This window comes from Legionella feeleii, from assembly GCF_001467625.1.
Lineage (GTDB): Bacteria > Pseudomonadota > Gammaproteobacteria > Legionellales > Legionellaceae > Tatlockia > Tatlockia feeleii.
Map to the genome: position 1 here is coordinate 21323 of NZ_LNYB01000018.1, position 12798 is coordinate 34120.

Consider the following 12798-nt stretch of genomic DNA (forward strand, 5'->3'; position numbering starts at 1 on the left):
GTCCCAATATTGTTGTAACTCAGATCATTATGGTTATCAATAACTCTTAAACCACTTCGTAATTAAGTTATAATCTCTTCTACTATCTGGGGAGGAGAGTACATTTTTTCAACGCCTAAGCACTGACGTAGCCAGGCATGAAGTAAAAGAAAAGCAATGAATTAAGCAAGAGGTCAAATGATGAGAAGTCAAGTTGAGGTCAAGCCAGCAGAAAAATCCAGTGTAAGCTTATGGATATCGAGAGATACGCAAGAGCCTATACTCGCTTTACAACGGCCAGATAAACTAATTCTAGTAACAGCCGTAAGACCGGTAGTCATCCCCACCGTGCAGTCTTTTTCCTACTCTTGTTTGTTCTTTTGTGGCTGTCCTGACCTACCCAAATTACCCACAACCCTCAATCCCTACGAATTACAGATCGAAACAATATATATGAGCTGCCCGGATATCCCTATAGAAAGCCTCCGAGATCCCGTGTTGAAAATGGGTGAAATTGATAACCAATGCGCTGATTTGCTTGAAAGCACTATCTTGGGAGCGGAAGCGCTCTTTGAAAAACATGATAATGCATGCACTTTGATTATTAAATTGATACGTCAATGTACTGACGAGAATATAAGGGTGGATTGGGCTAATGCCATATTGGGGATAAATGATGATTATAAGAGCGAGAGCATTTTAAGGCTTTAAGACCATTGAGGCTTGTTATCCCTGTAAGACAAAAGAAGCAAGCATAGATATTGTCTTTAAAAGCAAGTCCAATTTTCATTAAAAGGTTTGTTATTTTTAAGACAGTGTCTACGGCTCCTTTTTTATTTTACGCCAATAGCATATTAGGTCGATATTTATACAATTATGTTTATATCTTTAAATTTTTATAAATATTGGCAAGTCTAGATACTGCTCAGGTCTCATTGCCTAACTATTCACTCTCTATTTTTCTCCAATGAGAAGACTCATTAGCCATAGAAATTGTTCGATTATTAACAAGTGACTATTATGCTTATTTGTAAGACATTTCTTACAGCATTGACTTGGTATGTCTTAATGACGAGCATGAGCTATTAAGTCATAATGGCATTATTGGAAGTTGCAAATCTCAGGACATTGAAGTCCTTGAAAAGGGAGGCAACACAAGGATGTGTTGACCACAGGAAGTGGAATTTGCAACTTACCAAACCAATCTACTTTTCATCCAATAAATGTTCAGCTTCTATTATCCCGAAACGCAGGCCAACAATAATGGCGCTGGTTATATTCTTACACCCTAATTTTTGAAAGATGGATTGTCGGCAGTAATTAACTCGTCGTATGGATACTTTCAAAAGAGCAGAAATTTTTTTTAAGGCTTTTGCCTTGTGCAGATAAATAAATACATTTTTGTGTTCACTCAAGCAAACATCGACGGTCTATATTGCTGCCAGCAAACAAGTCCAACAAAAAATCAGAACAAAGTACAGTCAACTACCGCTCGCCATTTCATTAAGGAAGCAGAGAGCACTAAATTATCCAACATTACAAAAGGCACTGTAGAGTTAGCTGAAAATAAGGATTAGTTTTTCCTATTCGAAAACCGTTTTAAATTCATTGCACAATAAATCCTGTTCAGATTTCATGAAAAAACTTATAATGCCTCAAATCTCTTTTGAGATGCATAACATGATGGAAAGCAGGGAGCGTTTTGTATCATCTAGAACTAGAAAACCATGTATTCATGTTGTCGGTCTTGGGGGCACGATAGCCAGCCTATCTCACAATCAAACCGATGAATTTTATCAGCACCCGTCGATTCAAATAGATAAGTTAATTGCTTTGTTACCATTCAAAAAGAATGAGTTAACAATAAACAGCCAGCAAATACTGCAACAAATCAGCCATGACATGACACAAGAAGAGTTAATCTTCGTTGCAATGAAAATCAATGAATTAGCCAACAAAGATGAAATAGATGGAATTGTTGTTATACAAGGTACAAATTGTATCGAAGAAACTGCCTATTTTATAAATCTGGTTGTCAGAACAAAAAAACCGATTGTTTTTACTGGTTCGTTTAGACCAACGGGTGCGTTAGGTTATGATGGCAGTCGGAATTTATTCAATTCGATATTCATTGCAAGCCATAAAGAGATGTCAGAGGTTGGAGTTGTTCTTAGCTTTAATGATGGCATTGTGAGTGCTCGTGAAGCAACTAAAATCAATCCCTCTGTTGCAGGGGATTTTTCCGTGAATGGCTTAGGCTTACTGGGTTTTGTGCAAGGAACTCGCCTATGTATTCAACACTTACCAACTTACAGACACACTTATCAAAGTGAATTTACTATTGATAAAATTAATGAACTCCCTACAGTTTATATATTATATGGCCATTTGGGATTAGATAGTCATCTTGTCGAGGTGCTAGTAGCAAGTGGAGCAAAGGGAATAATTAGTGCCGGAATGGGGAAGGGCTATCAATCAAGCGCAGTTACCAACGCATTGCGTAATGCAAGTCATCAAGGCGTTTTCGTAGTTCGATGCTCCAGATCTGGCTATGGTTTTATAAATAGAGATAATAAAATAGATGATCAAAATGATTTTATTGCTGGGGGCTCGTTAAATCCACAGAAGGCAAGAATTTTGTTATCAGTTGCCATGCTCCACACAAAAGAAAAAAAGGAAATTCAACGTATCTTTGATCAATACTAGGGTAAAAGCATCATGGATTGGAATACACCCAAAAAAGTTACAGAATGGATAGGAGCTTTAGCCATTAAATATGGTGATGTATTAAAAGATTATAAAAATTATCGTTGTAAAATTATAAAAATAGAAACTAACCACGTTTCAAATGAGGTTATTTTATTAGTCTTGATAAATGGTTTTAAAAAACAAATCATTCCGTTCTTGCCTGAAGATCTCGTGATGGATGATTCCATGCTCAGCCAATTTTCTTCTCATGATGTCAGAGCAATTACATTTTTTGCCTTACAAAAAACTCACACCCCCCATCCACGCTTATCGACGCCATTCTATTCGATTGTAGGACAGGACTTTATAAATGGAAAAACTATTTTCATTATAAAGAAACTAAATGTATTCGGTGAGTTTAGAAAATCAGCCCATGAGCTCTACTGTGATAAAGAATTATTAAGCCAATTTAGCTATGATGATTTAAAAAATGTTATAAGCACAGCTGTACAAGAACAATATTTCGAAGATATACAGAGCCTAGAAGAAAATGTCCTCCGTTCTTGAAAAACTTGAAAATAAGATTTTACCCACAAATCAAATTTCTGAGTATAAAACTAATTTTAGATACATAAGAATTATTGCAATGATATATCTCACCTTTTTATTAGCAGCGACTGTCGTTGCTTATAAAATAGTGATAGTTGGTTATATTCCTGAACCAGGCTCAACATTAATTTATACATGCTCATTCTTTTTATCGAATGTGTATACAGAAGTTTATGGCGTTAAACTTTCAAAAAAATTAGTGTGGGAATCAATAGGTTGTGGGTATTTATTTGCCCTGTTACTAACGGGTATAAATCTATTACCCACGCCAGATTATTGGGATAATACAGACATATATAATGCATATAATACCGTATTAAGCCATGTGCTACGTTTTACCAACGCTGGCGTGATCGGTTACTTAATTAGTTCTTTTTTAAATGTGTATTTAATAGGCAGATGGAAGTACAAAATGAAGGGTAAGTTATTTTGGCTTCGCAGCTTATTAGCATCTAGTATCAGTGAAGGTGCTGCAACTTTCATTGCTGGATTAATAACGTTTGTAGGCTTAATGCCCACCAAAAAGATAGTACTACTTATGCTCAGCGCCTTAACATTTAAAATTGTTTATGGATTTATTGTAGTGTGGCCTGCAAGCCTTCTAGCTTATTTACTTAAGAAAAAAGAACAAATTTTATGGGAGTCTTACAATTGCAATTAAATATAATCTGTTCGAGATTGAATAAGTAATCCACAACACTTGAACTCATCGTTAAGAGAGGTAAGTTTGTAATTCTCAGAATTAGGATTTATGCTCTTTTGATAAAATTTATTGTTTTTTATAAAAACTTGCCTGAATACTATTTTATCATTTGGCAACATGAACAAAGCAAAGTCTCCATTGGCAGGTTTTTTGCTGGAATCAAATATTAACAATGTTCCCTTAGAAAACTTTGGTTCCATTGAGTCATCATACATTTTTATTGCAAATACCTTATTAGAGGCTTTCACATCAACCAATAATTTTTCCCCGCTAAGCATCATCAATTCATGTGCAGGAGCTTTGGCAAGCAGCTCATAATTAATTACTGGTATTTCCCTCCATCCATGATGGGCAGTACTGAGCATTGATTGATTGAACTCTTCTTCACCAATTAACTGACTTATAGACACCATAAAATAACTTGCCAGTGGATTTAAAGTTGCAATTTTTGGGTTTTTATTCTCACCAGATAAAATCCGATTAATAATTTGCTGTGAGACGCCTGTCCGTCGCGCAAGTTCATTTTCACTTATTTTGGCATTACACAATAAATTTTTAAGGTTTTTACTAAGTTTATTCATATGTTACGTTCGATCTTAAGTTTTACCACTGAGTAAATCTATGGAGAACAATAAGACAGCCATCTTGATTTTAACACTCTAGAGTGTTAATTTAATGTTGCTCTTCATGGTGATTATACTGTTATTTAGACTAATAGGAATTACAACATGGGATGTATCATAGAGTTCCCCCTATCATTTCTTAAATTTGAATTTTGTAGCCAAGGAAGTAAACAAAAAATTTTAGTTGATGTGTTATTAAAATACAGTGGTATGGATATTCAAGCGCTTAGTGCCGCACTCGAAATTCCTATACAAAAATTGGAGAATATCTGTAACAACGTTGATTTTCTTGTAGGTGAACAAGCCGATGATTTGGCTCAGTTGTTTTTGATATTTTTTGGTAGCACCTTCTTTCGCCAAACCTCTATACGTAGAAATTTTAATAATTAAATTGTACAAAAAATTATTTGTTCACGCTTACGCTTCTGCGGGCAAAAAATCTGCTGCGACTACGGGTTGGTAATTTTCTGCATCAAAATAGGTATATTCCCAGGCATCCTGGCGTACCATCAACTCGCGCAAGAGACGGTTATTCAAACCATGGCCAGATTTATAGCCTTCAAAAGCGCCAATCAAACCACAACCGAGGAGATATAAATCACCAATGGCGTCCAAGACTTTATGAGTTACAAATTCACCAGAAAAACGTAAGCCGTCTTCATTCAGTACGCGATAATCATCAACGACAATCGCATTATCCAAACTACCCCCTTTGGCCAAATCCGATTCGCGCAACTTCTCGTAATCAGACAGAAAACCAAAGGTTCTGGCGCGGCAAATCTCTCTTACGTAAGAAGTGCCTGACAGATCAAAGGTAACCGCTTGAGGTTTATCGTTAAATACAGGGTGATCAAAATCGATTGTAAACGATACTTTATAACCATCATAAGGCAAGAACTGGACATACTTTCCATTGTCCTCAACACGAATCGGTTTGAGTATGCGAATAAACCGCTTTGCAGCACTCTGCTCGCGTATCCCTGCAGATTGAATTAGAAACACGAAGGGCGCGGCACTACCATCCATAATAGGAATTTCAGGTGCATTGACATCAACATAAGCATTGTCGATTCCGAGACCAGCAAACGCGGAAAGCAGGTGTTCTACCGTAGCAACCTTCACCCCTTGATGCTGCAAGGAGGTGCACAACATTGTATCGCCAACGTAATTATATAAAGCGGGGATTTCTACCACGGATTCTAAATCAGTACGTCTGAAAACAATACCTGTATTGATGGGAGCCGGGCGCGCAGTCAGAAGAATTTTTTCTCCTGAATGCAAACCAACGCCCGTTGCTTGAATGACTTTCTTAATAGTTCTTTGTTGCATCATTCAGTGATCACCTTTTCGATATCCCATTTTTTTCGCACAATAAATTGCCAAATTATAACAGCAATTAATTGATTAGTCTAATTTTTTGTGTCGTTCATAAAAAACGGCCCTCAGGCCGTTTTTATATTATTCAACTTGCTCTTCTTGCCGACGTAAAAAGGCAGGAATATCCAGGTAATCAACATCCGGTACAGAGGCTTCATTGACGTTAGGCTTCGCTGCAACGGTCGCTTGTTTACGCATGACGGCAGGCCGGTCAAACTGTTGATAATCGAGAGAGCCGTCGCTGCGAACTGATTCGGCAATGCGCGATTTTACTGTTGTTTGTTGTTGCTGTGAATGGCGGGTTCGTGAATCGCCACCGAGGCCAGTAACAATGACAGTCACACGCATCTCATCCGTCATTTCAGGATCAATGACTGTCCCCACCACAACCGTTGCATCATCAGAAATAAATTCTTTAACCACATCGCCGACTTCTTCAAACTCACCAATCGACATGTCCAAACCAGCAGTAATATTGACCAAAATACCACGGGCACCAGAAAAATTAACATCTTCCAGTAAAGGAGAAGCAATCGCTGCTTCAGCTGCCTGACGGGCTCGTTGCTCACCAGTAGCACTGCCTGTACCCATCATCGCCATACCCATTTCTGACATCACTGTGCGTACATCCGCGAAGTCAACGTTAATGAGGCCGGGACGGGTAATCAAATCAGAAATACCTTTTACGGCACCTAATAAGACATTGTTTGCAGCTTTAAAGGCATTCAGCAAACTAATGTTTTTGCCTAAAACGCTAAGCAGCTTATTATTGGGGATAGTGATTAAAGAATCCACATGTTCACCCAGACGGCGAATTCCCTCTTCAGCAGCCAGGGCACGTTGTTTGCCTTCAAACGAAAATGGTTTGGTCACGACAGCAACAGTGAGAATACCCAATTCTTTAGCCACTTCGGCAAATACGGGAGCCGCCCCTGTACCAGTACCACCACCCATACCAGCAGTGATGAAAACCATATCCGCACCAGCCAGAACTTCTTTAATTCTGTCCCTGTCTTCTTCTGCTGCTTCACGACCAATTCTTGGATTCGCTCCAGCGCCTAAACCCTTCGTTAACTCATCACCCAACTGGATATGGATTTTTGCATTTGAATTTTTGAGTGCTTGAGCGTCAGTGTTGGCACATATAAATTCAACACCATCGATGTTTTCGGTCAGCATGTGCTCGACCGCGTTACCACCACCGCCGCCGACACCAACGACTTTAATTACGGCACTGTCTTGCTGACTTTCCGTTAATTCAAACATGTTAGACCTCTCCCCTCTAAATTCTGCCGATTAATTGAGGTTTTGCCCCTGATCCTTACTTATTTAGCCGGATAAGAGGCAGAAACTACTTAAAAATTACCATGAAACCATGCCTTCATGCGTGCCCACATTCCTTTGTCATTATCACCTAAGACAGGTACATTATAACCACCTTCATATTGTTGTTGGAACCCATGTAACAATAAACCTACACCTGTCGCCAGGGATGGATTTGCTGTCGCCTCGACTAAACCTGAAACCTGATGCGCACAACCGTGGCGCACTGGCATTTCAAAACACATTTCAGCCAATTCAATAGCTCCCTGTACACTAGAGCCTCCTCCCGTCATCACCATGCCTGCTGCGATGCGTTGCTCGAAACCACTACGTCGAAGCTCGTTACGGACCAATGTAAATAATTCTTCATAGCGTGCTGAAACCACATCAGCAAGAACCGTGGCGGAAATTTTGCGCCCCGGCCTTTCACTGACACCCAATACTTCAATCATTTCATTGGCATTGGCCAATTCAGGCATTGCGCAAGCATGCTTTAACTTAATGGCTTCCGCACTCTTGGTAGGTGTACGTAAAGCCATTGCGATATCATTGGTGACTTGATCACCGGCAATAGGAATCACTGCGGTGAACTGAATAGCGCCATCATAAAACACGGCAATATCAGTCGTGCCGCCACCAATATCAATCAAACAAACACCAAGCTCTTTTTCATCTTCAGTTAAAACGGCGTGACTGGCTGCCAGTTGCTCAAGAATAATATCACTGACTTCCAAACCACAGCGCCGCACACATTTGGCAATATTCTGGGCAGCACTGACAGCGCCAGTCACAATGTGGACACGCGCTTCTAAACGCACCCCGGCCATACCTACCGGCTCCCGGATACTGCCCTGGTGATCGATAATAAATTCCTGAGGTAAAACGTGAAGAATCTTTTGATCGGCTGGAATCGCAACCGCCTTGGCAGCATCAATGACGCCTGCAACATCAGCATGCGAAACTTCCTTATTGCGAATTGCCACAATACCGTGGGAATTCAAGCTACGAATGTGGCTACCTGCAATACCCGCATAGGCCGTGCGCACCTCACACCCTGCCATTAATTCTGCTTCCTGGACTGCGCGCTGGATTGAGTTTACCGTTGCTTCGATATCAACAACCACACCCCGTTTCAGGCCGCGGGAAGGGTGGCGTCCTATACCAATGATTTCTATCGCCCCATCTGCCGTCACTTCGCCAATGAGTGCCACCACTTTAGAAGTCCCAATATCCAAACCGGTGATGATATTTTTTTCTAATTTTTTAGCCATTATCTTCCCGTTTCTTTTTTCCATTGCACCGCCATACCTCGCGGATAACGTAAATCAACACTTGCTAATTGCCCTGATTTCTCTGCGAAAACTGCGGGATAGGCTTTACAGAACCGGATAATACGCGTTTCCAAATCCTGTTTTCCCAAACGCAACTGCACTCCATTGGCTAGAGTAAGTTCCCAAGCTTGATTATCACGCCATTCTAATGAAGCCGCATGCAAACCATAGATTGATAATATCTTACTCATTTTTTCGTAAACTTGTAAGACTTCCTTTTGCTGATTAGTTGGCCCACTGAGATGCGGCAACGAAGAATCAGTCAAGGTAGCACCACCTTTGTTAAATAACTCCCCATCTTCCGTGAGTAAGGCATTATTCCAGGTTGCTACGGGTATTTTTTCAACGAGCGTGATTTTGAGGGTATCAGGCCATAGTCTCTCTACTCGCACTTGATTTGCCCAATCCAGGGCAGCCAAGTCAGCATATAACCGTCTTACCGGTAAAGAAAAAAAACTGTTATTCAGGTAATTCGCCAAAACTGCTTCAAGTTGTTTACGCGTAATGTGCTGATAACTGGCTACTATTTTAACTGTATTAATAGGAAATCGTTGTGCATCTGCTACGAATAAATAAATTAAATGCGCAGCCAAAAAAATGGCGCACACAATAAGTATGGTTAAAAACCCCGCATAGCGTAATCGCCCAGTATTACCGCTCATCCACTTTAGTACCCTATTTTTATTACCCTATTATGGTTTTTTAATTCCCTACGCTACCCTAATCCACAATTATTGATAGCTGGTCACTAACTGCTGGCGACAACGGTGGTGGGTCATTGCCAAATTCACCAATTCGTCTAACAGCTGCGGATAAGCCAGACCACTGGCCTGCCATAATTTCGGATACATGCTAATGGAAGTAAACCCAGGTAATGTATTGATTTCATTAAAGAAAACATCCCCCGTTTGGTCGTTTACAAAAAAGTCGACACGGGCCATACCCTTGCATTTAAGGCGGGTGAAAATTTCACAGGAAATCGTTTGCAAGCGCTTGAGTATTTTCGGATCAAGTTTAGCAGGAACATGTAATTCTGTCTGGTTAGACTCCAAATACTTTGCACTGTAAGAATAAAAACCATCTGCGTGATGAACACGAATTTCACCCGCTATACTGACTCTTGGTACACCTGAAAGGGAAGCATTCTCAAGAACAGACAATTCAATTTCACGCCCAGGCAGAAACTCTTCCACTAAAATAGTTTCATCGTAACGTAAAGCATCTTCAATCGCAGCCGCTAATTCAGTGTGGTTTTTTACTTTATGAATTCCTACACTCGAACCTAAAGAGCATGGCTTAACGAACAAGGGCCAACTTAACTCAGCCGCTGTTTGCTGGCAAAACTGCTGTCTCTCCAACGCCGTGCTGTGCCAGGATAAAACACGGTAACGGGCAGAACGAATCTCATCATTACAGGCAAGGCGTCTAGCCATATCTTTGTCCATGCCTATGGCGGAAGATAACGCATCACAACCCACATAGGCAACACCGGCTAATTCGAGTAAACCCTGTAGACAGCCATCTTCATAAAGAGGTCCGTGAACAATAGGGAATACCACATCCGCATCCACTGCAAAATGTCCATCAATCAGTAAACTCGCCAAGGGACGTGAGCGCGAAGTACTTACAGGTAAACTTTCTTTAAAGGCAAGTAATTCCTGATAATCATTCTGATAACAACGCCCTTCTTTATCCATACCTATAGGAATAATGTTGTATTTACTCGCATCCAATTGTGCCAGAACAGACGCTGCAGAAATTAAGGAAATTTCATGCTCACCGGATTTACCGCCATAGAGCAATACTAGATTGATAGGTTTGGACATTAAAAGTCTCCAATAATGTGCACTTCACGAATTAAGTCAATATCAGTTTGCTTATGCACCGTGTCATGTACTAATTCAATTAACGATTCGATATCCCGTGCCGAGGCACTGCCATGCTGGTTAATGATAAAATTGGCATGTTTTAAAGAGACAACGGCACCGCCTAATTGCCTTCCTTTAAGACCACAAGATTCGATAAGACGAGCAGCGAAATTACCTGGCGGGTTTCTAAAAACGGAACCACAATTGTATTCGCTGGTCGGTTGAGTATCCGCGCGATGCGCTAATAACTCTTTAATAAGTTGTAAGGATTTTTCCTTCTCACCTGGAATTAACCGGCAGGTAGCCGCAACAAACCATTCATTGTCCTGCAAACCGGAAACATGGCGATAAGCGATTTCAAATTCTTCCGGCTTTCGTACATGTATCTCACCATCACGGGTCATGGTTTCAACTTCCACCACGAATTGCCAGGTTTCACCACCAAAACAACCGGCATTCATGCGCAAAGCACCTCCCATTGTCCCAGGGATACCCGCCCAGAACTCACCACCAGCAAGATTATTGCGCGCGCAGAATCTTGCCATACTTGCACAAGATACACCAGCCTCTACACGAACCAGATCCTCAGTGACTAAAGCCATTTCTTTCAAACAGCCTTGCGTTAAAATCACTGTACCAGCAAATCCCCCGTCCCGGATTAGAGAATTAGAGCCCAATCCTAACCAGAGCAGGGGCTCATCAGGAGGCAATTGCTTCAAAAATATCGCCAAATCAGCAATGCTGCTAGGCTTATATAATTGACGGGCAATGCCGCCAACTCGCCAGGTTGTATAATCAGCCAGAAGCTCATTCGTTAATAATTGACCTTGACGAGCTACCGCAGGATTTGTCATTGTTTCTGTTGAAATTTTCACACCGCCTCTCGCGCTGTTTGCGTTAGACTGATTGCCAGCTGACCAATACTACCGGCACCCTGCATCAAAATAACATCCCCATCAGTAATCACTTCGTTTAAGGCTTCTACCAGATTCTTATCATTAACCAGCCTTGCATTAGGATGCTTTTGCTGAATTTTGGCTAACAATGTTTCACTCGTTACACCAGGAATGACTGCTTCGCCGGCAGAATAAATATCCATTAATAATAATTCATCAGCCAGGCTTAACGCCTCGACAAACTGGTCAAAAAGGGATTGTGTACGGCTGTAACGATGCGGTTGGAAAACATGAATCAATCGTTTGTCAGGCCAAACACGACGAAAAGCATCAATCGTTGATTTGATTTCTTGCGGATGATGTCCGTAATCATCGACTACAAGGGCTGAGCCACGCTCAAACTGTCTCTCACCGAGCATTTGAAAGCGCCGGCCAACACCCTGGAATTTAATTAACCCATTGACAATGGATTCATCATCGACACCTAGTTCGGTCGCAATCGCAATAGCGGCCAAAGCATTCAATACGTTATGGCGTCCTGGTAATTGAAATTGTATATGCAAGGGCCGGTGCGGTGCAGGGCGCTGCACGGTAAACTCACTCAATAAGCCTTTTTGCGTCCAGTTAACTGCGCGGTAATGGGCGTCTTCACGAAAACCATAGGTTCGTATAGGTCGTTGGACAGAGGGTAAAATACGACATACTTCGTCATCTTCAATGCAAAGCACTGCCAGGCCATAGAAGGGAAGATGGTGCAAAAACTCAATAAAGGTACTGCGCAACTTATCAAAATTGTCGTCATAAGTGCCCATGTGATCCGCATCGATATTGGTGACCACTGACATCATTGGTTTCAGGAACAGAAATGACGCGTCACTTTCATCCGCTTCGGCCACAAAATAAGCTGATTTGCCTAACTGAGCATTTGAACCACAGCTATTGAGTTTACCGCCAATAACAAAACTGGGATCCAAGCCTCCCTCAGCCAGCAAGCTGCTGACCAAACTGGTGGTCGTTGTTTTTCCATGTGTGCCTGCAATGGCAATGCCATAGCGAAAACGCATCAGCTCTGCAAGCATGGCCGCGCGAGGAATAACCGGGATTGAGCGTTCTTTTGCCGCAAGGATTTCCGGATTTTCGGTCTCAACGGCTGTTGAACGCACAACCACATCGGCGCCAGCAATATTTTCAACGCGATGACCAATATGTACATTGATTCCCAAGGATTGCAGCCGCTGTACCGTACGGCTTTCACTCAGATCCGAACCGGTAATGCGGTACCCCAGGTTATGCAAAACCTCTGCAATGCCACACATCCCCACACCACCAATACCAACGAAATGAATTTGTTCTACTCGTCCCATCCTTGGCGATAAAAAGTGTCCTATGTTGTCCACAAAG

Annotated in this window: 14 protein-coding genes; 5 read left to right on the forward strand and 9 right to left on the reverse strand. The window is 41.3% G+C overall.

The window, feature by feature from the left end:
- The first annotated feature begins 177 nt into the window (after nt 1–177).
- Nucleotides 178–690, forward strand: coding sequence for a hypothetical protein (locus tag Lfee_RS02900; protein WP_058443790.1), 513 nt, complete (start codon nt 178–180; stop codon nt 688–690).
- Nucleotides 691–1184: 494 nt separating this feature from the next.
- Here Lfee_RS02900 and Lfee_RS02905 read toward each other — a convergent pair whose 3' ends face one another.
- Nucleotides 1185–1394 carry a helix-turn-helix transcriptional regulator gene (locus Lfee_RS02905; protein WP_058443791.1) on the reverse strand — a complete coding sequence of 70 codons (210 nt, stop codon included), beginning with the start codon at nt 1392–1394 and terminating at the stop codon, nt 1185–1187.
- Between the two features lie 220 nt (nt 1395–1614).
- Here Lfee_RS02905 and Lfee_RS02910 point away from each other — a divergent pair, with 220 nt between their 5' ends.
- The 3 genes from Lfee_RS02910 to Lfee_RS02920 are packed head-to-tail and all read left to right on the forward strand — an operon-like array spanning nt 1615 to nt 3937.
- On the forward strand, nt 1615–2685 hold the full coding sequence (locus tag Lfee_RS02910; protein ID WP_064088296.1) for an asparaginase: 1071 nt from the start codon (nt 1615–1617) through the stop codon (nt 2683–2685).
- Between the two features lie 12 nt (nt 2686–2697).
- On the forward strand, nt 2698–3234 hold the full coding sequence (locus tag Lfee_RS02915) for a hypothetical protein (protein WP_058443793.1): 537 nt from the start codon (nt 2698–2700) through the stop codon (nt 3232–3234).
- Complete coding sequence (locus tag Lfee_RS02920; RefSeq protein WP_058443794.1) at nt 3218–3937, forward strand: queuosine precursor transporter; 720 nt, start codon at nt 3218–3220, stop codon at nt 3935–3937. The genes Lfee_RS02915 and Lfee_RS02920 overlap by 17 nt, the downstream gene beginning before the upstream one ends.
- On the opposite strand, the gene Lfee_RS02925 is transcribed toward Lfee_RS02920, so the two are convergent.
- On the reverse strand, nt 3934–4560 hold the full coding sequence (locus Lfee_RS02925) for a helix-turn-helix domain-containing protein (protein ID WP_058443795.1): 627 nt from the start codon (nt 4558–4560) through the stop codon (nt 3934–3936). The genes Lfee_RS02920 and Lfee_RS02925 overlap by 4 nt on opposite strands.
- Nucleotides 4561–4707: 147 nt before the next feature.
- Here Lfee_RS02925 and Lfee_RS02930 point away from each other — a divergent pair, with 147 nt between their 5' ends.
- Nucleotides 4708–4992 carry a hypothetical protein gene (locus tag Lfee_RS02930; RefSeq protein ID WP_058443796.1) on the forward strand — a complete coding sequence of 95 codons (285 nt, stop codon included), beginning with the start codon at nt 4708–4710 and terminating at the stop codon, nt 4990–4992.
- 27 nt (nt 4993–5019) lie between these two features.
- Here the strand turns inward: Lfee_RS02930 and lpxC are convergent, their stop codons facing one another.
- The 7 genes from lpxC to murC form a co-directional block, all read right to left on the reverse strand.
- On the reverse strand, nt 5020–5934 hold the full coding sequence (gene lpxC, locus Lfee_RS02935; protein WP_058443797.1) for a UDP-3-O-acyl-N-acetylglucosamine deacetylase: 915 nt from the start codon (nt 5932–5934) through the stop codon (nt 5020–5022).
- Nucleotides 5935–6060: 126 nt separating this feature from the next.
- Complete coding sequence (gene ftsZ, locus Lfee_RS02940; protein WP_058443798.1) at nt 6061–7245, reverse strand: cell division protein FtsZ; 1185 nt, start codon at nt 7243–7245, stop codon at nt 6061–6063.
- A gap of 89 nt (nt 7246–7334) precedes the next feature.
- Nucleotides 7335–8573 carry a cell division protein FtsA gene (gene ftsA, locus Lfee_RS02945; RefSeq protein WP_058443799.1) on the reverse strand — a complete coding sequence of 413 codons (1239 nt, stop codon included), beginning with the start codon at nt 8571–8573 and terminating at the stop codon, nt 7335–7337.
- A complete protein-coding gene (locus Lfee_RS02950) occupies nt 8573–9295 on the reverse strand; it encodes a cell division protein FtsQ/DivIB (RefSeq protein WP_058443800.1) in 723 nt (240 codons plus the stop codon). The genes ftsA and Lfee_RS02950 overlap by 1 nt, the downstream gene beginning before the upstream one ends.
- Before the next feature lie 69 nt (nt 9296–9364).
- Nucleotides 9365–10459: a D-alanine--D-alanine ligase family protein gene (locus Lfee_RS02955; RefSeq protein WP_058443801.1), complete on the reverse strand. Its 1095-nt coding sequence runs from the start codon at nt 10457–10459 to the stop codon at nt 9365–9367.
- Nucleotides 10459–11355, reverse strand: coding sequence for a UDP-N-acetylmuramate dehydrogenase (murB, locus tag Lfee_RS02960; RefSeq protein WP_058443859.1), 897 nt, complete (start codon nt 11353–11355; stop codon nt 10459–10461). Before murB ends, Lfee_RS02955 begins: the two co-directional genes overlap by 1 nt.
- Before the next feature lie 17 nt (nt 11356–11372).
- A complete protein-coding gene (gene murC, locus Lfee_RS02965) occupies nt 11373–12761 on the reverse strand; it encodes a UDP-N-acetylmuramate--L-alanine ligase (RefSeq protein ID WP_370447021.1) in 1389 nt (462 codons plus the stop codon).
- Nucleotides 12762–12798 lie beyond the last annotated feature (37 nt).